This is a genomic window from Pseudomonas sp. 1L-C-7-B-C1 (genome assembly GCF_057291635.1).
Window position 1 is genome coordinate 109,626 of record NZ_JBXAWH010000001.1, and the last position, 22,550, is coordinate 132,175.

The 22,550-nt window shown below is 57.1% G+C and carries 14 protein-coding genes and 1 pseudogene; 6 read left to right on the forward strand and 9 right to left on the reverse strand.

The features are described from left to right. Positions 1–95 precede the first annotated feature (95 nt). Positions 96–221, reverse strand: a complete 126-nt coding sequence (locus AC0Z8Z_RS00520; protein ID WP_485617359.1) for a hypothetical protein — start codon at positions 219–221, stop codon at positions 96–98. Between the two features lie 24 nt (positions 222–245). Between AC0Z8Z_RS00520 and AC0Z8Z_RS00525 the strand changes: the two genes are divergently transcribed. Then, entirely contained in the window at positions 246–1,565 is a 1,320-nt protein-coding gene (locus AC0Z8Z_RS00525) for a putative porin (protein WP_122536651.1), read from the forward strand. A 294-nt stretch (positions 1,566–1,859) separates the two neighbouring features. Here the strand turns inward: AC0Z8Z_RS00525 and AC0Z8Z_RS00530 are convergent, their stop codons facing one another. From AC0Z8Z_RS00530 to fadD2, 4 genes are all read right to left on the reverse strand, one after another. Continuing rightward, positions 1,860–2,981: a beta-ketoacyl-ACP synthase III gene (locus AC0Z8Z_RS00530; protein WP_485617360.1), complete on the reverse strand. Its 1,122-nt coding sequence runs from the start codon at positions 2,979–2,981 to the stop codon at positions 1,860–1,862. A gap of 228 nt (positions 2,982–3,209) precedes the next feature. Then, a complete protein-coding gene (hrpA, locus tag AC0Z8Z_RS00535) occupies positions 3,210–7,121 on the reverse strand; it encodes an ATP-dependent RNA helicase HrpA (RefSeq protein WP_485617361.1) in 3,912 nt (1,303 codons plus the stop codon). A 420-nt stretch (positions 7,122–7,541) separates the two neighbouring features. Further along, entirely contained in the window at positions 7,542–9,239 is a 1,698-nt protein-coding gene (fadD1, locus tag AC0Z8Z_RS00540) for a long-chain-fatty-acid--CoA ligase FadD1 (RefSeq protein ID WP_485617362.1), read from the reverse strand. A gap of 356 nt (positions 9,240–9,595) precedes the next feature. Beyond that, a complete protein-coding gene (gene fadD2 / locus AC0Z8Z_RS00545) occupies positions 9,596–11,284 on the reverse strand; it encodes a long-chain-fatty-acid--CoA ligase FadD2 (protein ID WP_485617363.1) in 1,689 nt (562 codons plus the stop codon). Between the two features lie 226 nt (positions 11,285–11,510). Between fadD2 and AC0Z8Z_RS00550 the strand changes: the two genes are divergently transcribed. Both AC0Z8Z_RS00550 and AC0Z8Z_RS00555 read left to right on the forward strand, forming a co-directional pair. After that, positions 11,511–12,455: a lysophospholipase gene (locus AC0Z8Z_RS00550; protein ID WP_485617364.1), complete on the forward strand. Its 945-nt coding sequence runs from the start codon at positions 11,511–11,513 to the stop codon at positions 12,453–12,455. Positions 12,456–12,495: 40 nt separating this feature from the next. After that, complete coding sequence (locus AC0Z8Z_RS00555) at positions 12,496–12,966, forward strand: MaoC family dehydratase (RefSeq protein WP_037012202.1); 471 nt, start codon at positions 12,496–12,498, stop codon at positions 12,964–12,966. 106 nt (positions 12,967–13,072) lie between these two features. Here the strand turns inward: AC0Z8Z_RS00555 and ccoM are convergent, their stop codons facing one another. The 3 genes from ccoM to AC0Z8Z_RS00570 all read right to left on the reverse strand — a co-directional run bounded on the left by ccoM (position 13,073) and on the right by AC0Z8Z_RS00570 (position 13,896). Then, positions 13,073–13,189, reverse strand: coding sequence for a cytochrome c oxidase subunit CcoM (ccoM, locus tag AC0Z8Z_RS00560; protein ID WP_485617366.1), 117 nt, complete (start codon positions 13,187–13,189; stop codon positions 13,073–13,075). A 131-nt stretch (positions 13,190–13,320) separates the two neighbouring features. Beyond that, a complete protein-coding gene (locus tag AC0Z8Z_RS00565) occupies positions 13,321–13,482 on the reverse strand; it encodes a hypothetical protein (protein ID WP_166650630.1) in 162 nt (53 codons plus the stop codon). A gap of 66 nt (positions 13,483–13,548) precedes the next feature. Continuing rightward, positions 13,549–13,896: an aspartate-semialdehyde dehydrogenase gene (locus tag AC0Z8Z_RS00570; RefSeq protein ID WP_485617368.1), complete on the reverse strand. Its 348-nt coding sequence runs from the start codon at positions 13,894–13,896 to the stop codon at positions 13,549–13,551. Positions 13,897–14,102: 206 nt separating this feature from the next. Between AC0Z8Z_RS00570 and rapA the strand changes: the two genes are divergently transcribed. Next, complete coding sequence (gene rapA / locus AC0Z8Z_RS00575; protein WP_485617370.1) at positions 14,103–16,949, forward strand: RNA polymerase-associated protein RapA; 2,847 nt, start codon at positions 14,103–14,105, stop codon at positions 16,947–16,949. Positions 16,950–17,829: 880 nt separating this feature from the next. Next, a complete protein-coding gene (locus AC0Z8Z_RS00580) occupies positions 17,830–20,568 on the forward strand; it encodes an N-6 DNA methylase (RefSeq protein ID WP_485617372.1) in 2,739 nt (912 codons plus the stop codon). Positions 20,569–20,784: 216 nt separating this feature from the next. Here the strand turns inward: AC0Z8Z_RS00580 and AC0Z8Z_RS00585 are convergent. Continuing rightward, positions 20,785–21,118 (reverse strand): annotated as a pseudogene (locus tag AC0Z8Z_RS00585) (IS66 family transposase); the annotation flags it as partial. A gap of 94 nt (positions 21,119–21,212) precedes the next feature. Here AC0Z8Z_RS00585 and AC0Z8Z_RS00590 point away from each other — a divergent pair. Continuing rightward, a complete protein-coding gene (locus AC0Z8Z_RS00590; RefSeq protein ID WP_485617374.1) occupies positions 21,213–22,355 on the forward strand; it encodes a hypothetical protein in 1,143 nt (380 codons plus the stop codon). The last annotated feature ends 195 nt before the right edge of the window (positions 22,356–22,550 follow it).

The following is a 22,550-nucleotide window of genomic DNA, read 5'->3' on the forward strand; positions in this document are numbered from 1 at the left end:
GTATCACTTATTAACAGGGCCTGCACGCGAATTTACTCGATCCGCCGCTCTAGCCCGCGGCTTCGACAAAATTTTCACATGTCATCGACATGACATCACTTCGCCACCGTTTCGTCATAAACGCTGGCAATACTGGCGCCTGTTTTTAGAGCCAGAGGTTCTAAGACTTCCGATTTTTCCCGCCCGCCTTTGGTCGGTTGATCCCTGGATGATTCGGTCATCCCTTCTCGATTACGGAGATTGATATGCGTCTTGCTTCCACGAAAACTGCGGCAGCCCTGTGTGGTGGTGTGCTGCTGGCCATGAGCGTTCCGGCCAGCGCCGCAGTCGACGCGAAACTGCTCGACATGCTCAAGGCCAACGGCTCGATTTCACCTGCCCAGTACGCCGAACTGCAAACCGAGCTGACCAAAGACCAACTGGCTCAGCAACAGGCTCAGAAAGCGACGTCCGACCAGATCGCCGCCGCCACCGCTGCCAAGTCCTCCGAACTGTCTGCCTTCGAGCAGAAAGTGGCATGGGCGGCGAAGACTCAATTCAAGGGCGACGTTCGCGTTCGGCAAGAGACGGTCAAGATCGACGACCAGAACAACAGCCAGGACAAAAACCGTCAGCGTATCCGTGTGCGCCTCGGTGCCTACAGCGAGATCAACCCGCAGGTCAGCACCGGTATCCGCATCGCCACCGGTGGCGACAACAAGGCCAACTCGACGAACGTTGATCAGAACGACTACTTCACCAAGAAAGACCTGTGGCTGGATCAGGGCTTCATCGATTACCACCCGACCAATATCAAGAACCTGCACGTCATCGGCGGCAAAATGGCTCAGCCATGGGTCAGCGAAGGCGACGTGATCTGGGACAACGACATCAACCCTGAAGGTCTGGCCGCGACTTACAGCCTGCCGATCAACAAAGCGTTCGAGCTGTTCGGCAGCGCCGGTACCTACACCCTCAAGGACAACATCAGCGGCGAAGGGACGCAGTTCAAGAACGACCTGCGCCTGAACGCTGCCCAGTTGGGCACACGTGTCGCGATCACCGACAACGTGAAGATGACGGTCGGCGGTTCGGTCTACAACTACGAGAACTCCAATGACTGTAATCCGGCTGCTGCCAGCACCAGCACGACGTTCTGTGGCCTGAGCATCAACGGCAACAACACCACTGACTTCCGTCTGTACGAAGGCTTCGGTCAACTGGACCTGACCGGCTTTGCAGTACCGGTTGGCCTGTACGGTCAATACGTGGTCAACAGCGCCACCAACAGCGACGAAGACACCGCCTGGCTGGCCGGTGTGAAAACCAAGGTGTTCGGTTTCGGTCTGGACTACAACTACCGCGATACACAGCGTAACGCTGTGGTGGGTGCCTTCACCGACTCCGACTTCGCGAACGGCACCACCGGTTCGCGCGGTCACAAGCTGGCGATTTCCTACGACATCGACAAGAACTTCGCCGTCGGTGCAACGTACTTCCTGACCAAAGCGGACTTCGCGACTTCTGCGCTGCCGCGTGATCAGGATGCGAATACGCTGCAACTGGACGTGCTGGCGAAGTTTTAAGAAAGGCAGCCATGAGCTGCAAGTTACAAGCTGAAAGCTTCAAGCGGCGTGCTGCTGCCGCTTGAAGTCGCTGGACCTCATGCCCGCCGTTGCCCTGTCGGATCCCCATCATCCGTTCCGACAGAGCAGCGCCGGGCTTTTTTTGTCTGACGTCGCAAATTTGCCAAACGCTGAAAACTACTGTGGGAGTGAGCTTGCTCACGAAGAGACAAGAACATCCGCTACATCTTCAGCGGTTGAAATGCCATCTTCGCGAGCAAGCTCGCTCCCACGGGTTACCGGCAGGCTGTCAGATCACTTCTTGCGCAAAATCACGCTACCAATCGAATAGCCCGCGCCGAACGAGCTGAGCACGCCCAGCGCGCCGCTTGGCAAGTCGTCCTGGTGCTCGTGAAAGGCGATCACTGAGCCTGCGGAGCTGGTGTTGGCGTAACGGTCGAGGATCACCGGGGCTTCTTCGACGGTGGCGTAGCGGCCCAGCAGTTTCTTCACGATCAGGTGGTTCATGCTCAGGTTGGCCTGATGCAGCCAGAAGCGTTGCACGTCGCCGACGTTCAGCTGGTTCTCGTTCAGGTGTGCAGCCACCAGCTCGGCGACCATCGGGCAGACGTCGCGGAACACCTTGCGGCCTTCCTGAACGAACAGCTTGTCCGCCTTGCCTTCGCCCTCTTCCGCCGCGCGGTTGAGGAAACCGAAGTTGTTGCGGATGTTATTGGAGAACGATGTCTGCAGCTTGGTGCCGACGATATCGAACTGATGCTGTGAGGTCGCCAGGTCAGCACGCTCGACCACCACCGCCGTGGCCGCATCGCCAAAAATGAAGTGGCTGTCACGGTCGCGGAAATTGAGGTGAGCGGTGCAGATTTCAGGGCTGATAACCAACAGCGCGCGGGCCTGGCCCAGCTTGACGCTGTTGCACGCCGTCTGAATGCCGAACGTGGCCGATGAACATGCCACGTTCATGTCGAAGCCGAAGCCCTGAACGCCCAACGCCGCCTGGATTTCGATGGAAATCGCCGGGTACGCCCGCTGCAGGTTCGAGCAGGCGACGATCACGCCGTCGATGTCGGCGGCGGTCTTGCCGGCACGCTCCAGGGCCTGTTTGGCCGCGGCAACGCCCATCTCGCAGAGAATCGACCATTCGTCATTCGAACGCTCGGGCAGGCGAGGCTTCATGCGCTGGGGGTCGAGAATGCCGTCCTTGTCCATCACGTAACGGCTTTTGATGCCGCTGGCTTTCTCGATGAACGCCGCGTTGGATTCCGTCAGTGCCTGAATCTCGCCCGCGTCGATCGCGGCGGCATTTTCGGCGTTGAACTGGGCAACGTAGGTATTGAAAGACTGCACCAGCTCATCGTTGGAAATACTGTTGGCGGGGGTGAAAAGCCCGGTGCCACTGATCACGACTTCGTACACGGTCGTTCCTCTCGAGATAAAAGCAGCTCATTGACGGCAGCAGCTGAACAGCCAGCACAAGCAGGGCGTCGGTGGTTCTGGAACGAAAGTCCCAATGCAACGAGGCAGCAACCCGCTTGGCGGACGACGTATGTTTATGACGCTATGAAGTTTAGCCGCGAAGTTTGCCATAACGGCCGCCTTTTCGCGCTATCGGGTAATGTAATCGGGACTGCGGGCCGAGGGGCATCACCCCTCGACCTGGCTCCATTGCTTGTTCAGCCGCTTGTCCGAGATCGGCACTTTGGTCCCCAACTGCTGGGCAAACAGCGAGACCCGGTATTCCTCCAGCCACCAGCGATACACCACCAGTTCCGGGTCGCGCTTGCCTTCCTGGGCATGTTTGTCGGCGCGGGTCTGGTACTGCGCCCAGAGATTGCCTAGCTCGATGCTCCAGACCCGGTCCTTCTGCGCCTGGCTACCGAGTTTCTCGAGGCGCATTTCGATGGCCTTGAGGTAACGCGGCAGTTCCTTGAGCCACACCGCCGGCGTTTCACGGACAAAACCCGGGTAGACCAGCTTGCTCAGCTGGCCCTTGATGTCGTTCAGCGCCACGGCCTGGGCCAGATCGATCTTGCCCTTGAAGCGCTTTTGCAAGCCGTGCCAGAGCTTGAGGATTTCCAGCGTCAGCTTCGCCAGCCGCTCGGCATGTTCGGTCAGACCGCCACGCTTGCGCTCGGCGAGGGACAGCAGACCGGCGCCGTCTCGCGGCAAGGTCGCTTCGCCCTCAAGGATGCAGCTGTCGAGGCTCGCCAGCAGAATGTCTTCGATCAGCCCATCAACCCGGCCCAGATCGCGATACAGCAACGCCAGCTCGGTCTGGCCCGGCAGCTTGCTGCGCAGGAACTTGGTCGGCTCGGCCAGTTGTTGCAACAACAGCCGTTGCAGGGCTCGACGGTGCTGGTATTCGGCCTCGGCCTGGGTCGAGAAACGCCCTTCCTTGACCGTACCGCCCTCTTCCACCAGCGCCGGATACACCGTCATCGACAGCCCGGCGATCTTTTGTTGAGTCTTTTCGGCCACCGCCGCAAAGCCCTTGGCCTCAACCGGCTGCTGACCTTTCGCCGATTGAGGCACCGCCAACGCGGCTTGTCCCGCCTCGGCAAAACGGGCGGTCAGCTCATCCAGCTCACGGCCTTCACCGAGGAACTTGCCGTTGGCATCGACCACTTCAAGGTTCATTTTCAGGTGGCTTTCTACCTGCTGCGCCGCCTCGGCCCAGGCTTCGTCAGTCACCCGCACGCCGGTCATGCGCAACAACTCGCGGCCCAGTGCCTGAGGCAGCGAGCCTTCGGCGAAGACCATGCGCTGCAACGCGGCTTTGACGAAGTCCGGCACCGGCACGAAATTCTTGCGCAGCGCCTTGGGCAGATTGCGCACCAGCGCCACGCACTTGGTCTCCAGCAGCCCCGGCACCAGCCATTCCAGGCGCTCGGCCGGCAACGACAGCAACAGCGGCGCCGGCACCCGAAGGGTCACGCCGTCGCGCGGGTGGTTCGGTTCGAAGTGATAAGTCAGCGACAGGGTCAGTTCGCCAATTCTCAAGGTGTCCGGGTACTGATTGGCCGTGACTTCGCTGGCTTCCCGGGCGAGCACATCTTCCTCACGCATGATCAGCAATTGCGGGTTCTTCTGGCTTTCCATCCGGTACCAGGCGTCGAACGTCGCGGTCTGGTGGATCTCCGCCGGCAAGCGTTCGTCGTAATAGCGGTACAGGGTCTCTTCGTCGGCCAGAATGTCGCGGCGACGCGCCTTGGCTTCCAATTCGTCGAGCTGTTCCAGCAACCTGGCGTTGGCGGCGAGGCATTTGGCCCGGGACTGGATTTCGCCACGCACCAGCCCTTCGCGGATGAACAAATCACGGGACACCACCGGATCGATCGGCCCGAAATGCACAGGGCGGCGACCGACCACGATCAGGCCGAACAGGGTGATCTGCTCGAAGGCGACGACCTGGCCGCGCTTCTTTTCCCAATGGGGCTCGAAGTGGTTTTTCTTGATCAGGTGGCCGGCGAGGGGTTCGATCCAGTCCGGTTCGATCTTCGCCACCATGCGCGCATACAGCTTGGTGGTTTCCACCAGCTCGGCGGCCATGATCCACTGCGGGCGCTTGCGACCCAGCCCCGACGACGGATGCACCCAGAACCGCCGCTGACGCGCGCCCAGGTAGTCGCCATCTTCAGTCTTCTGTCCGATCTGGCTGAGCAGGCCCGAGAGCACTGCCTTGTGGAATTTCGGAAAATCGGCCGGCTCTTTGTTGACCGTCAGTTGCAGGTCGCGACAGATCAAACTCAATTGACGATGGGAGTCACGCCATTCTCGCAGGCGCAGGTAATTGAGGAAGTTGCGCCGGCACCAGTTACGCAACGGACTGGCGGTCAAGGCCTGGCGCTGTTCTTCGAAGCCGCGCCACAGATTGACCAGCCCGGCGAAGTCGGAGTCCTGATCTTTCCACTGCGCGTGGGCTTGGTCGGCGGCCTGTTGACGCTCCGGCGGACGCTCCCGCGGGTCTTGAATCGACATGGCGCTGGCGACGATCAGCACTTCCTGCAAGCTGCCTTGCTTCGCCGCTTCGAGCAACATGCGGCCCATGCGCGGGTCCACCGGCAGGCGCGCCAGTTGCCGGCCCATCGGTGTCAGATTGTTCTCGCGGTCAACCGCCGACAGCTCTTGCAACAGGTTGAAACCGTCGCTGATTGCCTTGCCGTCCGGCGGCTCGATGAACGGGAAATCGGTGATCTGGCCCAGTCGCAGGTGGAGCATCTGCAGGATGACCGCCGCGAGGTTGGTGCGCAGAATTTCCGGATCGGTGAATTCAGGCCGCGAGAGAAAATCCTCTTCGCTGTACAGGCGCACGCACAGGCCCGGCTCGACTCGGCCGCAACGGCCCTTGCGCTGGTTGGCGCTGGCCTGGGAGATCGCTTCGATGGGCAGGCGCTGCACTTTGGCGCGGTAGCTGTAGCGGCTGATGCGTGCGGTGCCGGTGTCGATGACGTAGCGGATACCCGGCACGGTCAGCGAGGTCTCTGCGACGTTGGTCGCCAGTACCACACGACGGCCCGGGTGGGATTGGAAGATTCGTTGTTGTTCGGCCGGCGACAAACGCGCGTACAACGGCAGGATTTCGGTGTGCTTGAGTTGCGCCTTGCGCAGCATCTCGGCGGCGTCACGGATCTCCCGCTCGCCGGGCAGAAACACCAACACATCGCCGGGGGACTTGCGCTCGCTGCGTTCGAAAGCGGCCAGCTCGTCCAGCGCGGCGAGAATCGCCTGATCGACGGTCAGGTCTTCCTCGACGCTGTTGCCCTCTTCGTCCTGCTGCGCAGTCATCGGCCGGTACCAGGTCTCCACCGGGAAAGTCCGGCCCGAGACTTCGATGACCGGCGCTTTGTCGAAATGCTCGGAGAAGCGCTCGAGGTCGATGGTCGCCGAGGTGATGATGACTTTCAGGTCCGGGCGACGGGGCAGCAGGGTTTTCAGGTAACCGAGCAGGAAGTCGATGTTCAGGCTGCGCTCGTGGGCTTCGTCGACGATGATCGTGTCGTAGCGCTCAAGAAAGCGGTCGTGCTGGGTTTCGGCGAGCAGGATGCCGTCGGTCATCAGCTTGATCAGGGTGTTTTCGTCGCTCTGATCTTCGAAGCGCACCTGATAACCCACCAGTCCGCCCAGCGGCGTGCCGATTTCCTCAGCGACCCGGCTGCCGACGCTGCGTGCTGCAATACGACGTGGCTGGGTGTGGCCGATCAGTCCTTGCTGACCGCGACCGATTTCCAGACAGATTTTCGGCAGCTGCGTGGTTTTGCCCGAGCCGGTTTCGCCGGCGATGATCAAGACCTGATGTTCAAGAATCGCTTTCTTGATCTCGTCACGCTTGGCGGCGATCGGCAGGTTTTCGTCGTAGCGCATCGTCGGCACACTTTGGGCGCGACTCAGCACACGGGCGCACGATGCCTGCACGCGCTCGACCCAATGCGCCAGCTTCGTCTCGTCCGGTTTCTTGCGCAGCTCATGCAATTGCCGGCGCAAGCGATGACGATCGCTGATCATCGCGTGGTCGAGATTTTTGAAGAGTTGGTCGATGGAGGTCGAATCGTCGGTCATCAGGGCGCGGAATCTTTCTATCTGAATGCAGGGCGCGGATTGTCGCAGATTTGGTGGGGCGGAGGCAGGTCTGCATATCTACGCCCTGATAGATCATGTGGCAGGACACCCAATGTGGGACAACGTGAACCCTGTGGGAGTGAGCTCACGAAGGGGCCGGGGGCGTTCAGCCACTTTCTCTAGTGAATGAAACTAAGCCTTCGCGAGCAAGCTCGCTCCCACAGGATCGCAGCCAATTCGAGGTCTCTTACCAACCCACAGGATGGGGATGGACTCAGTCTCGGGAAGGCCGCTGGACTTGTGGGAGTGAGCTTGCTCACGAAGGGGTCAGGGCATTCAGCGATACCGCCGTGACAATCCATGCCCGCTTTAAACAACAAACCCCGCACGCTGGCGGGGTCTGTGGGAGTGAGGGCTGACTTACGCAGGCTTTTTCAGCGCCAGCTTTTTCAGCTCTTCGTCACGCAGTTCGCGGCGCAGGATCTTGCCGACGTTGGTGGTCGGCAGGGCGTCGCGGAATTCCACGCTGCGCGGCACTTTATAAGCGGTAACGTTGGCGCGCATGTGCTCCATGACCTGATCCTTGCTCAGGGTCGTACCCGGTTTGCACACCACGAACAGTTTGATCGCCTCGCCGGATTTCTCGTCCGGGATGCCGATGGCCGCGCACTGCAGCACGCCCGGCAAGGTTGCCAGCACGTCTTCCAGTTCGTTCGGGTAAACGTTGAAGCCGGAGACCAGAATCATGTCTTTCTTGCGATCGACGATGCGCATGTAGCCATCCGGCTGGATGATCGCGATGTCGCCGGTCTTCAACCAACCGTCGGCATCCAGCATGTCGTCGGTGGCGGCCTGGTTTTCCCAGTAGCCCTTCATCACCTGCGGGCCCTTGATGCACAGCTCGCCCACTTCGCCCAACGGCAGCTCTTCGCCAGCGTCATTGATGGTCTTGCACAGCGTCGAGGGCACGGGAATGCCGATGGTACCCATCTGGATCTTCTGGAATGGGTTCACCGACGCCACCGGGCTGGTCTCGGTCATGCCGTAACCCTCGCAGATCGAGCAGCCGGTCACTTCTTTCCAGCGCTCGGCGGCAGCGGTTTGCAGCGCCATGCCGCCTGACAGGGTGAGCTTCAGTGAAGAGAAATCCAGGTGGCGGAAGTCGGCGTTATTGCACAGCGCGACGAACAGCGTGTTGAGCCCGACAAAACCGGAAAACTTCCACTTCGACAGCTCTTTCACCATCGCCGACAGATCACGGGGGTTGCTGATCAGCACGTTGTGGTTGCCGCTCAGCATCATCGCCATGCAGTGAAAGGTGAACGCATAGATGTGATACAGCGGCAACGGCGTGATCAACACCTCGGTGCCTTCATTAAGATTGGCCGCCATCAGCGCCCGGCACTGCAGCATGTTGGCGATCAGGTTGCGGTGGGTCAGCATCGCCCCTTTGGCCACGCCCGTGGTGCCTCCGGTGTATTGCAGCACCGCGACATCGTCGCCGTTCGGCGAAACATCCTGCACCGGCTGACCGCGACCCTTGGCCAGCACGTCGTTGAATTTCACCGCCTTGGGCAGGTGAAACGGCGGGACCATCTTCTTCACGTACTTGATGACGCTGTTGACCAGCAGGCGCTTGAGCGGCGGCAGCAGGTCGGCGACTTCAGTGACGATGATGTGCTTGACGCCGGTTTTGGGCACGACCTTCTCGGCCAGGTGCGCCATGTTCGCCAGGCAGACCAGCGCCTTGGCGCCGGAGTCGTTGAATTGGTGTTCCATCTCCCGCGCGGTGTACAGCGGGTTGGTGTTGACCACGATGAGCCCGGCACGAATGGCGCCGAACACCGCGACCGGATACTGCAGCACGTTGGGCAGCTGCACGGCGATGCGATCGCCGGGTTGCAGGTCGGTGTGCTGTTGCAGATACGCAGCGAATGCACCCGACAGCGCGTACATTTCGCCGTAGGTGAGGGTCTTGCCCAGGTTGCTGAACGCAGGTTTGTTGGCGAAACGCTCGCAGGACTGTTTCAATACGGCCTGTACGTTCGGATACTGATCCGGATCGATATCGGCGGCGATACCTGTCGGATATTTATCCTTCCAGAAGTTTTCGAGCATAAAAGCCGACTCCTCAGCGACAGCGTTTCTACACACCGCTTGGTGCGATGATTTCTTGTGTTTGGAATTGTGTAGTCACTGCTTTTTGTTGGCCGATGGCACAAAAAGCGGGGCGAGCGTATCAGCTTTGCCAAAGGCCGCCTAGAGCCAAAAGCGGGCTCTCTAGTCACATCAACGACTCTTGAATAGGCCACGGTCACGTTTAGAGCAATGAACCTAAATGTCGGAAATGCCTTACGTCGATGTTCATTTACGCGTTCCGATTTAATCCAGCAGAAAGTTACCAGGCAAAAAAAACGGCGTGATCGACACGCCGTTTTTCCGGGGTTGGAAGCTGATGAGCAATCGCCGCAGGATCAGGCGATATCCCGCAGCTCCCGCCGCAGGATTTTTCCTACCGGCGTCATCGGCAAGGATTCACGCAGCACAATCAGCTTGGGAATCTTGTAGCCGGTGAAGTTCTCCTTGCAGTATGCCTTCAACTCCTCGCTGGTCAGCGTTGCATCCCTTGGCACCACGAACAGCTTCACAGCTTCGCCCGAACGGTCGTCGGGAACGCCGATCACCGCACAGTTCGCCACTTTCGGATGCCGTGAAACCACGTCCTCGATCTCGTTCGGGTAGACATTGAAGCCCGAGACGATGATCAGGTCCTTCTTGCGATCGACAATGCGAATGAACCCGTCCGGGTCGATCACAGCGACGTCGCCGGTTTTCAGCCAGCCTTCGCTGTCCAGCACCTCGGCGGTGGCCTCCGGCTTGTTCCAGTAACCGAGCATGATCTGCGGCCCCTTGAGGCACAGCTCGCCGCGCTCACCCACAGGCAGTTCAGCCCCGTCGTCGCTGATGACCTTCGCCGTGGTGCCTGGCACCGGCATGCCCACCGTGCCCAGCCTGGACTGATTGCCATAGGGGTTGGCGGTGGCGACGGGAGAGGTTTCGGTCAGGCCATAGCCTTCGACGATCGGGCAGCTGGTCAGCTCCAGCCAGCGTTCGGCCGTGGCTTTGACCAGCGCGGTGCCGCCGGAGTTGGTCAGGCGCAGGGTAGAGAAATCCAAGTGCTTGAATTCGGGATGGTCCATGAGGGCCACGAACAGCGTGTTGAGGCCGAGCATCGCGGAGAACTTCCACTTCTTCAGCTCCTTGATGAAGCCGCCGATGTCCCGCGGGTTGGTAATCATCACGTTGTGATTGCCGCTGACCATCATGCACATGCAATTACAGGTGAACGCATAGATGTGATAAAGCGGCAGCGGCGCCACCATGATTTCGCTGCCCTGCTTGAAGATCGGCTGCCCGTCCGGCCCGTGCTGCAGCATGCAGGCATAGACCTGCTGCATGTTGGCGACCAGATTGCCGTGGGTCAGCATCGCGCCTTTCGGCGAACCGGTGGTGCCACCGGTGTATTGCAGGACGGCGACATCATCCAGGGCCAGCGGCACGGGTTGCAGACGATCACCCTTGCCGAGCTTGAGCACACGTTTGAACGCAATCGCCTGGGGCAAGTGGTACGCGGGCACCAGCTTCTTGAGCTTTTCCACCGCTGTGTTGATCAGCCAGCCTTTGGCCGCCGACTGCATGTCGCCCATCTTCACTTCGATGAGGTATTCAATGTCGGTGTCCGGCAGCACTTCCTGCACGTTCTTGCCGAAGACGTTGAGGTAGACCAGTGCGCGCGCGCCGGAATCCTTGAACTGATGACGCATCTCCCGGGCGGTGTAAAGCGGGTTGGTGTTGACGACGATGAGGCCGGCGCGCATGGCACCGAACACGGCGATGGGGTACTGGATCAGGTTGGGCATCTGCACGGCGATGCGGTCGCCGGGGTTGAGGTCGGTCTGCTGTTGCAGGTAACCGGCGAACGCTGCTGAATGGCGGTCAAGCTCTGCGTAGCTCAGGGTGACGCCCATGTTGCTGTAAGCCGGCCGATCGGCGTATTGGCGGCAACTGCGCTCAAAGACCTCGACCACCGATGTGTACGCCTGAAGGTCCACCTCAGAAAGAACGCCAGCGGGGCGCTTGTCGTTCCAGAAGTCAGGTTGCATGTTGTTTTTATCCTCTTACCTGAGTGTGCTGGCCCCGTGGAATTTAAACGGGCGTTTGCCGGACGTTAGCAGCTATGGCATAGAAGGCAAATAGTCGTCGGCACGTCATCACCGGTGTGAATCTTGCCGGTAACCAGCCTGCCATCCTGCTACCGCTATACACTCAAGCGAAGCGCTCGCCACTGCGTTTTTTGAGACAACTTTTTACAGGGGCCAAGGAACCGCGATGGAACACGAAGCTTTTTGGCTGGACGCTCAAGATCACAGTCGCCTCTATGTGCATGCCTGGAGGCCGATGGGCAATGCCCGGGCGGTGATCCTGCTGTCCCACGGCATGGCTGAGCACGGCGGGCGCTATGACAGGCTGGGCATGGCGCTGATACGGGCCGGCTTCGCTCTGTATGCCGCCGATCAACGTGGCCACGGCCATTCCGCTTCCTATGGCACCTTGGGTCATTACGCCGATCAGGACGGCTGGAACAAAGTGGTCGGCGACCTGGCTACGCTCAAAGCGTCGATTGCAGTGCGTCATCCGGGGGTGCCGGTGTTCCTGTTGGGTCACAGCATGGGCAGTTACATCGCCCAGGGGTATTTGCTGCACCACAGCGCCAGTTTGCAGGGTGCGATCCTCAGCGGCTCGAATTACCATCCCGTCACTTTTTATCGCTCTGCGGCGCTGGTCGCCCGCATTGAACGCTGGCGGCAAGGGCCGAGAGGGCGCAGCGCATTGATCGAGCACCTGTCGTTCGGCGCGTTCAACAAAGGCTTCAAACCTGCCCGCACCTGCTACGACTGGCTCAACCGCGACCCGGCCGAGGTCGACGCCTACAGCAACGACCCGCTGTGCGGCTTTCGTTGCACCAACCAGTTGTGGATGGACTTGCTCGGCGGCCTGCAACAGATCAGCAAGCGTTCGAACCTGGCGCAGATCGATCCCGGGCTGCCGATCCTGATTATCGGTGGCGAATGTGATCCGGTGAGTGATGGCAAGCGTCTCACGCATCTGGCCGACGCTTTGAGCGGCACCGACCACCCGTTTGTTACGCTGAAAGTCTATCCGCAGGCGCGCCACGAGGTTCTCATCGAGACCAATCGTGAAGAAGTCACCCGGGACCTGCTCGCCTGGCTGGAACAGGCGCTGCAGCAGCCCAGACCTCGCCGCAGCGAATGACGTCAGTGGTTCACCTTTCCTAACTGTCACAGGACACCCCATGACCCAAGTCACCAACACGCCGTACGAAGCCCTTGAAGTCGGCCAGACCGCCAGCTACAGCAAAACCGTCGAAGAGCGCCACATCCAGCTGTTCGCCGAGATGTCCGGCGACCGCAACCCGGTGCACCTGGACGCCGAGTTCGCGGCCAAGAGCATGTTCAAGGATCGCATCGCCCACGGCATGTTCAGCGGCGCTTTGATCAGCGCGGCGGTGGCTTGCGAACTGCCTGGCCCGGGCACGATTTACCTGGGCCAGCAGATGACCTTTCAGAAGCCGGTGAAGATCGGCGACACCTTGACCGTGCGCCTGGAAATCCTCGAAAAACTGCCGAAGTTCCGCGTACGCATCGCCACTCGCGTCTTCAATCAGAACGATGAACTGGTGGTGGACGGCGAGGCCGAAATCCTTGCGCCACGCAAACTGCAGACCGTGAGCCTGGCCGAGCTGCCGCCCATCACCGTGGGTTGAGTCGGCTTTCACCAAACATGACCCCGCCGCAAATGAGCAAACAGCACGCAAAAAAATGGGCAACCGAAGTTGCCCAAAATGCCTTGCGTGCTCTTTTATAGAAAACTCAGCGTCTGCCGCGCCGGGGTGAGTCTCTCCAGATGACCAGGCCGACGCTTGAATAAATCACCATCATCAGCCCCACCGTCATGACGCCGGCTATCACTGCATGGTCGAGAAACATGCGCGTGCCCTCTGCCTAAACCTTCGATGGGCACAGAGTAACCAGTGGGGTGAGGGAGGGATTGACTCAGGTCAATGCCGGCGTGAATCGCAAACAGCAGCCGGTAGACGGGGGATGAACGGAAGGCGGGGTCAACGTTTTTTCGGTTTGCTCTTGGCTTTCTTCTTGCCCTTGCCCAGCGGCATGGCCTGCTCGAACGCGCTTCGCACTTCGTTCAGCCGTTTGTCATTGAGGTCGTGAACACGCTTGGCACGTTCGGCGCTCAGGTCTACCAGTTTTTCGTCATCGCTCATGGCGTATCGCTCGTGAATGCCCGTTGCCGCCAATAATGCGCAATCGGAGCGGCGCTGACCAGCGCCTCAGACTTTCAGGTCGACCCATAAACCCTGGCGCGGCTCGTCGTCGATGATCGGCACCACCGGCACGGTGTCGTCGGCATTGAGGAAATCCCCGGGGATGGCCGGGCCTTCTTCGAGATCGGGATGGCGGTCAGCCACGCGCCGGTCACTGCGGCGGCGTTGATGGCGGCGTTGTTCTTTGCGCAGCAGCACTTCGGCCTGCTCGCGTTCACGTTCGCCCATGTCGATGTTGGTTTCGCTCGAACTTTTTTGAATCGGCGTTACCGGCGGGATGTCCGGGTTGGGTTTGACCGGGTCCAGCTGCGAAGTCACGGGGGCCGCGCTCAGTGGGATCAGCGGTGGCAGCATGGTAATGGTCTCCTGTTATCAAGCTGTCGGCTGACGGTTCGTCGACTTGAGCCGATTCAAGCGCGAGTTTCGACTATGTTTTTCGCAGCAAGTGCCCGCCTCAGGCGCGCCACCCACTCTATCCGGGCGTTTTTACAATGTGGCTTTGGCCTGGGCGCCTTGTTCCGTTAACATAGTCGGCTTTTTCAAGGCGGGAGTCAGGCAGCATGGCGCAGCAGTATCAACCGGGGCAACGCTGGATTAGCGACAGCGAAGCCGAGCTGGGTTTGGGCACCGTTCTGGCTCAGGACGGCCGCTTGTTGACCGTGCTCTATCCGGCCACTGGCGACACGCGCCAGTATGCTTTGCGCAATGCGCCGCTGACGCGTGTGCGCTTCTCGCCGGGTGACACCATCACCCACTTCGAAAACTGGAAGATGACCGTCCGCGAAGTCGACGACGTCGACGGCCTGCTGGTCTACCACGGCCTCAACGCGCAGAACCAGCCGGTGACGCTGCCGGAAACCCAGCTGTCGAACTTCATTCAGTTCCGCCTGGCCACCGACCGCCTGTTTGCCGGGCAGATCGATCCCCTGCCGTGGTTCTCCCTGCGTTATCACACCCTCGAACACACCAGCCGCCAGCTGCAATCCTCGCTGTGGGGCCTGGGCGGTGTGCGCGCGCAACCGATCGCGCACCAGTTGCACATCGCTCGCGAAGTCGCTGACCGTATCGCGCCGCGCGTATTGCTGGCGGACGAAGTGGGGCTGGGTAAAACCATCGAAGCCGGTCTGGTCATCCACCGCCAGTTGCTGTCGGGTCGCGCCAACCGCGTGCTGATCCTGGTGCCGGAAAACCTGCAGCACCAGTGGCTGGTGGAAATGCGCCGCCGCTTCAACCTGCAGGTCGCGCTGTTCGACGCCGAACGCTTCATCGAAAGCGATGCCAGCAACCCGTTCGAAGACACGCAACTGGCGCTGGTGTCGCTGGAATGGCTGGTTGAGGACGAGAAGGCCCAGGACGCATTGTTCGCGGCGGGCTGGGACCTGCTGGTGGTCGACGAGGCCCACCACCTGGTCTGGCACGAAGAAAAGGCCAGCCGTGAATACTCGCTGGTCGAGCAACTGGCCGAAGTCATTCCCGGCGTGCTGCTGCTGACCGCAACGCCCGAGCAGCTCGGCCAGGACAGCCATTTCGCCCGTCTGCGCCTGCTGGACCCGAACCGTTTTCATGACCTGCACGCCTTCCGCGCCGAGAGCGAAAACTATCGCCCGGTGGCCGAGGCCGTTCAGGAACTCCTGGACAAAGGCACGCTGTCGCCCAAGGCCAACGAGACCATCCGTGGTTTCCTCGGCGCCGAAGCCGAGGCGCTGCTGACCGCTGTAGCCGCCGGCGACGCCGAAGCCAGTGCCCGCCTGATCCGCGAACTGCTTGACCGTCACGGCACGGGCCGCGTGCTGTTCCGCAACACCCGCGCCGCCGTGCAAGGGTTTCCGGAGCGCAAACTGCACCCTTATCCCCTGCCCTGCCCGGCCGAATACCTCGAGCTGCCGATTGGCGAACACGCCGACCTGTACCCGGAAGTCAGCTTCCAGGCCAACGGCGAGAGCACTGAAGAAGAACGCTGGTGGCGTTTCGATCCGCGCGTTGACTGGCTGATCGACACCCTGAAAATGCTCAAGCGCGTGAAGGTGCTGGTCATCTGCGCCCACGCCGAAACCGCGATGGACCTGGAAGACGCCCTGCGCGTGCGTTCCGGCATCCCGGCGACAGTCTTCCACGAAGGCATGAACATCCTTGAGCGCGACCGCGCGGCAGCCTACTTCGCCGACGAAGAGTTCGGCGCCCAGGTACTGATCTGCTCGGAAATCGGCAGTGAAGGCCGCAACTTCCAGTTCTCCCATCATCTGGTGCTGTTCGATCTGCCTGCGCACCCGGACCTGCTGGAACAGCGTATCGGCCGTCTGGACCGGATCGGCCAGAAGCACATCATCGAGCTGCACGTGCCGTATCTGGAAACCAGCCCGCAAGAGCGGCTGTTCCAGTGGTATCACGAAGCGCTCAACGCATTCCTCAACACCTGCCCGACCGGCAACGCGCTGCAACATACGTTCGGTCCGCGCCTGTTGCCGCAGCTGGATGGCGGTGACGAGGATGACTGGCAGGCCTTGGTGGCTGAAGCCCGCACTGAGCGCGAGCGTCTGGAGAGTGAACTGCACACCGGCCGCGACCGTCTGCTGGAGCTCAATTCCGGCGGCGCGGGCGAAGGCGAGGCGCTGGTGGAAGCCATCCTTGAGCAGGACGACCAGTTCACCCTGCCGATCTACATGGAAACCCTGTTCGACGCGTTCGGCATCGACAGCGAAGACCACTCGGAAAACGCGCTGATCCTGCGGCCGAGCGAGAAGATGCTCGACGCCAGCTTCCCGCTGGGCGACGACGAAGGCGTGACCATCACCTACGACCGTAATCAGGCGCTGGCCCGCGAGGACATGCAGTTCATTACCTGGGAACACCCGATGGTGCAGGGCGGCATGGATCTGGTGCTGTCCGGCTCGATGGGCAATACCGCCGTGGCACTGATCAAAAACAAGGCGCTGAAACCCGGCACCGTGTTGCTGGAATTGCTCTACGTCAGTGAAGTGGTCGCGCCGCGTTCACTGCAACTGGGCCGCTACCTGCCGCCGGCCGCGCTGCGCTGCCTGCTGGATGGCAACGGCAACGACCTGTCAGGGCGCGTGTCCTTCACCACCCTGAACGATCAGCTGGAGAGCGTGCCCCGGGCCAGCGCCAACAAGTTCATCCAGGCCCAGCGTGACGTGCTCAACCCGCAGATCAACGCCGCCGAAAGCAAGATCGCGCCGAAGCACGCTGAACGTGTCGCGGAAGCACAGCGACGTCTGGCGGCAGACACCGAAGAAGAGCTGGCGCGTCTTACCGCGTTGCAAGCAGTCAACCCGACCGTGCGCGACAGCGAACTGGCGGCATTGCGTGAACAACGTGAACAAGGCCTGGCGATGCTGGAAAAAGCCGCGCTGCGCCTCGAAGCCATTCGGGTGTTGGTCGCTGGGTAATGCAGTAAAGCTCCTTGGGGTGGTAAAAGACCCTGAGTCGGCCGCAAGACTTGTGGGAGCGAGCTTGCTCGCGAAGGCTTAAGTTCAGTCACTAGAGAAAATGGCTGAATGTTCCGTCCCCTTCGTGAGCAAGGTGGAGCGCCACCCCGGTCCCTCCTAAGGGGAAGGTTGGCCGTTCGAACCGGCCTTGGGACACCATACTCTTCAAGGCTTCGCCGTATGGCTCCGTGAGGGTAAAAAGTTTATGGGTGCAAGCGGGTGCACACGCCACACTCCAGACCGATAATGGCTCACCTCAAGGCTGCGATTCGAGGAGAGAGGCCTGGTTTGCGATCCGGAACATTACTAAGAAATCGAACCAGCGATTCACCGTGTGAGTATTGGTGGGATTTTGTGCCGATCATTACATTGGCGCTCACTTGGAGGCGTCCGTATAGCATCCCATCCCTTTGCGGTGTGGGAACCCCCTAGAGTTGCTCGCTGCCACTGACCTGACAGCTTTCAACGGCACCGAATACCGTACTCCCACCCTTGTCTGTTCACTTAGCTGCAAGCCTCGACTTCTCTCGCATTCTGCCCGGCACGATGAACCACAAAAGAAGACGATTGCAGAGTTCACGAAAAAAAGGAAGCTCAGCTCATGGGATGTTCATTGGTAAGCGCTACCGGTGACAGTTAGCTTGCGTACTCAATCCTTCTCGTACTGATACAGATTCCTATGCAATTGAATCTATGACGAAATTTTGTGGCTTTCGTGCTAGTACCGTATCAAAATGGAACAATTCAGCTTTCGGTCTCCACTGGTCGCCATAGGCGAAGACCTGCCATCACGATTGAGAGATCAGGATGGGGACCCAATCAATAGTTTATGGAGAAGAGCGTGGCGAACGAGGAGCTTCAACAGCGAAAAATATTTGTTAATGGTCAACTCAAAGGAACAGTTTTTGGCTCTTTTGAATATTTGGATCTGGGCGGAACCAACTTATCATCGCTAGTTAAGGCAGGGTTGCCAGTAACACTTCCAGCATCGCATACGTATATTTGCTCTCAGTACAAACCTACAAAAAAACCCGCAACATTAATGCCCGACCAAGTATATGTTGATAGAAAATCAGGGCAATTAGCTTGTGTAGCTGTGTGCGAACATAAGAAGCCTGGATTGTTTTCTGGCAACAAGGGAACTACCTACGCTATTTCTGCACAAGAACAGGCTTTGCTTTCAGCTTCCGCGTTGGGCGCTCCTCTAGCCGTGGCGACAGATGGTGTAAAATATTTTTACATCGACACATTCGCGAGTATTAAGACGCAAAGTATCGTACTGCACGCGGAGACTAAATCATTTTCGCCCGCGATTCTTGAAGATTTATTAACCGGTGGAGCGTCTATCGCGAAAGATCCGACACCTTTAGCTGAGCGGATATGGCAACTTATTTGGCACGCAACAAAGGCTGAGCCAAAGGAGTGCTTATTAACATTCGTAGAAATATTCGTAATGAAGTTTCTAAGCGACAATCTTTCTAGCTCTGTACTCCCGGCAGACCTAAGCTTTTATCGCTTAGTTGGCGATCCGGCAGATTTCAAGATCAAAACCGGATTGAGTGAAATAGAATACTATGTCGGTCAGATACGACCAAAAATCAAATCTATCTTCCCCGACAATACTATTTGTGCGGATCCGGACATTGCCAGTCTTTTTGGCTTGAAGACAGTAGTATCAAAAACCTCGGTAATAAATGGTTTTGTATTCCTTCAAAGTGGAAATCAAACACACGAAAGCTATAACGCGACGTTTAGATCGATTATCGAAGCATTCAATGATTTCGGACCGCTAACCAACATTGATCCAGAATTCAAATTACGGCTATATGAAACATTTCTGCGTCGCTCGGCTCGTCAACAGAGGCTAGGTCAGTTTTTCACTCCGCGAAATGTTGTTCGTCCAATGGTTCAAATGGCTCAACTCGAGAAACTACCGGATGGCGCTACTGTTCTAGATCCAGCTGCTGGTGTTGGTGGGTTTGTACTGGAACCGCTCATGTGGGCTGACGCGTTAAAAGACAATATAAAGTTTGAATCAGGTAAGCCACTACGCCGTATCAAAACGATCGGTATTGACGTAGATTCTGATCTTCACATCTTAGCCAAAGCTAATATGCTGCTTCACATTTCTGAGCAAGTTCGAAACCCAGCAACTACCCCGCAGGCCCTAAACCAGGCAATGGCTCAGAGTTTCGTGTTAATGGATGATAACAAAACGCTTGGCTCGCTGATGAATCCGCCAGTTGACAGTGTTGATGTGATACTTACGAATCCGCCGTACGTAACCAGAGGAAGCGCCATCTATAAAGAAACAATAAAAAATGTTTCCGGCTCCCGTAACGGTAAAATTTTGAAAGATTACTACGAAAGGGCTGGGCTAGGTGTTGAGGCGCTTTTTATGCGGTATATATCCGGTGCATTGAAACCGGGTGGACGCGCTTTTGTTGTGGTTCCTCAAGGGTTGTTAAATCGCACTGAGCCCGGCCCGAGACAGCAGCTGTTAGATGAATGCAATCTAATTGCGTCCATTCAATTGCCCAGAAATACTTTTTTTAATACAGCTCAGAAGACATACATTCTAGCTCTTGAACGCAGGCACAGTTCTGTAGACCCTCGTCCTAAAGTTCTTTGCGGGTTAGCGAGAAGTATCGGGGAAACTTTGGATTGGCGTAGAACGCCAACTCCTGCGGATAACGACCTAGCGGATATTGCAGATGCTTTTGTGCAGATGCATGATACAAATAATGCAAATCTGCCCCAGCTAGAGGTTGTGAAAATTGTATCAGCGGATAAATTCAAGGCTGATGATCGATGGGATGTTGTTCGATTCTGGTCAGATGATGAACTGGTGGCGCTAGGTGAGAGTTCTTCTCCGGTTGAACGAACTGAGTTTATCGAAGAGGCGCGAACTACCCTTGAGCAACTTTCCTCGGATCTTGAAGAAGTTAAGGCGGAGTTGGAAAAATTAACTTCTGGCACGATGCGTACCATTTCACTAGCAGATGAGAAATTACTGACTGTTCGCTCAGGCACGCGAATAACTACACAGCAAATCCAGCAAAACCCACCAGAGCAGGGTAATGCGCTAGATGAAGTTCCTGTGTATTCATGCTTTAAAAATGATACGATTTTAAAGGGTGTTGTTTCAAAAAAATGGTTAGAAGGGCACACCAAACGTACACGTGGCGGTGTAACTAAACCTGCCTTCCCGGTTGAGGAGTTTGCGTCAGTTACTGTGAATGCAAATGGCGCGTCAGTAGGCAAGGTGTTCGTGCGTCCTTCCGCGTGTCTTCTCACCGATGATGTAATTGCGGTGCAGCCTCTGGATAGTATAAGTCTTGATCTGCAATACTTGTCAATCGCACTTCAGAGCGCTGTGACCGCAGGAGGCTTCTTATACGAGGCCAAGCTTTTTGTAACAAGGCTTAAAGAGTTGCAAATAAGTATTCCCGTCAATGAGCTTGGCGAATTTGATTTAGATCAACAAAAACACATTGCCTCGGCGACTAAACGATTTGAAGCGATTGTAGAGCGTCTTGGTGAGTTAGGTAGGTGGAGTGCCATGGCTAGAATCGTATAATCTTAATGAGGATTAACGTCACATATTGTTATTGTCAGCGAACTGACCAGTAATTTACGCACTCGGGTGCTGATATTCGCCCATATGGGCACAACAGTTTAAGAATAAAAAACCCTGCTCTGAATCTCTCAGGCAGGGCTTTTTACGTTTTGCTCGGGAGCTAAGTGAACGGTAAGCGCTCCTTAAATCCCATCTAGTCAAAGATGGGCAGCGCGCTTAGGAATGCAGTTGAGGTGTGCAGTTCCACGGCAGCATGGCTTCGCATCTTCCACCGGTTTCGCCAGTGGCAGCCGTTCTAATGCGTGGCGCAGCCACGCATAGGGCTCTTGGCCGTTGGCCTGGTCTCGACCAAACTGTACAGTTGAGCGCTCGCCGTTGCGCCTCTTGAAGTGTCGCTAAACAGCCAGTTCCTGGGCCCGATCACGAACGTTCTGATCGCACGCTCGGCCGCGTTGTTTTCGATAGGCAGAAATCCGGCTTAGGTATAGCGCACCAGCTTGTGCCAGTTGCTGGCCGGGTAACTGATCGCCTTGCCAAGCGCATTTTGCGATCGATACGTGATATCACTATCGTGCTGCTGACTTTTTGTCGAATGGATGGCATTATCCTACGCTCCTATTTTCGCTATAAAAGGCAGTCAACGGATGACCAAATTAGTTTTACGCACGAGACCCTTACTTGTCTATTTAGACAGTAGCGATATATCAAATTTATCAAATCCTGAGTCTCTAAAAGACAATGACGTATTATTGGCACGACAAAAGCTACTGGCATGGATAAAGTCCGGCGATATCGTAGTCCGCTATTCATTAGCGCATATCATGGAAGCCCTACCTATATCTAAGGAGGCAGCGGAGCTAGGAAAACTTCGGATAGAATTAATAAAATTACTTTGTGGGGATAAGGTTTTTTTAGATCCGATTACAATTTTTCTAAACGAACTCAATGGAACTCCACTTGAAAGTGTTCTGAACGATAGTGGATGTTGGTTTCCTGCTATGGATGAGCTTTGGAGCGAGGAAACTGACAAACCAGGTGACCCTCCGAAAAACAGGTCCGAAAGACGCAGAGCAAAATCTTTGGCGAAGAAAAACTATTTCATAGCCAGCAATCCTGAGGCTGTGAAATTTGTTCAAGAATTTCCTATCAAAAAAAGCGCCGTTTTAGATATGATCTTTGGCTCAGGATCTCAGAATCCTATTGGAAAAGCCATACAGAGCTCTACGAAGGATCTAGATTTTCTATTCAAATGGTACATGTCAAATTGGGATGGTTCAACGGCGTTCACACTGGCGACACGCAAGGCTGGTGAAGAGTTTAGTGGGATTCTTGCTGAAGGCTCCAAGCAAGTTAAAGAGGAATACGAGAAATTAGTACAGGAGAAGAATGAACTCGCCTATATTAATGAGCAGTTGGGTACACTGGCAAGAAAAATTGCTGAGCAGGCTCCGCGAGAAATTGTGGCGGCTCTGACGGAGGGGTCATTGCCTCCAACGGTGGAGGCTAACTTTGAAACATTACCGTCGGTAACTTCCTTCTCTAACGTAGGCGCGCAGATTTTCCTTGCGTCCGTTGCCTCTACTAAAAATGCACGAAAACCACGACGTAGCGATTTCGGAGATCTAATTCATGTGATTTACCTGCCATATGTGGATGTATTCAGTGCAGACGGTGCGACTTCAGACTACATTCGGAAAGCAAATGTGAAAACAAATGCAGCTATTGTTACTGGGCTACCCGCATTAATCACTAAAATTCAAAGCGTTCTGAGCTCATCCAATAGTTAACTCTGGTTGCTCTATCTTTACAGGCGACGTGTAACGTTTACCCGTTAGACGCTTGCGCCTCGTCGAAAAAAAGATAGGCCATGGCAACTTCAATAGTTACCATGGCTAGTAATCGGAGTATGGCAATATTGATACTTATCAGACAATATCAAGTTCTTAGCTGTAAATCATCCATAATATTTTCAACATCCGCTA

Bases quoted from the DNA above. Each gene is read 5' to 3' on its own strand.
- AC0Z8Z_RS00520 (WP_485617359.1), bottom strand. From the start codon at position 221: ATGACCGAATCATCCAGGGATCAACCGACCAAAGGCGGGCGGGAAAAA.
- AC0Z8Z_RS00525 (WP_122536651.1), top strand. From the start codon at position 246: ATGCGTCTTGCTTCCACGAAAACTGCGGCAGCCCTGTGTGGTGGTGTG.
- hrpA (WP_485617361.1), bottom strand. From the start codon at position 7,121: ATGACCGACGATTCGACCTCCATCGACCAACTCTTCAAAAATCTCGAC.
- fadD1 (WP_485617362.1), bottom strand. From the start codon at position 9,239: ATGCTCGAAAACTTCTGGAAGGATAAATATCCGACAGGTATCGCCGCC.
- fadD2 (WP_485617363.1), bottom strand. From the start codon at position 11,284: ATGCAACCTGACTTCTGGAACGACAAGCGCCCCGCTGGCGTTCTTTCT.
- AC0Z8Z_RS00550 (WP_485617364.1), top strand. From the start codon at position 11,511: ATGGAACACGAAGCTTTTTGGCTGGACGCTCAAGATCACAGTCGCCTC.
- AC0Z8Z_RS00555 (WP_037012202.1), top strand. From the start codon at position 12,496: ATGACCCAAGTCACCAACACGCCGTACGAAGCCCTTGAAGTCGGCCAG.
- ccoM (WP_485617366.1), bottom strand. From the start codon at position 13,189: ATGTTTCTCGACCATGCAGTGATAGCCGGCGTCATGACGGTGGGGCTG.
- AC0Z8Z_RS00565 (WP_166650630.1), bottom strand. From the start codon at position 13,482: ATGAGCGATGACGAAAAACTGGTAGACCTGAGCGCCGAACGTGCCAAG.
- AC0Z8Z_RS00570 (WP_485617368.1), bottom strand. From the start codon at position 13,896: ATGCTGCCACCGCTGATCCCACTGAGCGCGGCCCCCGTGACTTCGCAG.
- rapA (WP_485617370.1), top strand. From the start codon at position 14,103: ATGGCGCAGCAGTATCAACCGGGGCAACGCTGGATTAGCGACAGCGAA.
- AC0Z8Z_RS00590 (WP_485617374.1), top strand. From the start codon at position 21,213: ATGACCAAATTAGTTTTACGCACGAGACCCTTACTTGTCTATTTAGAC.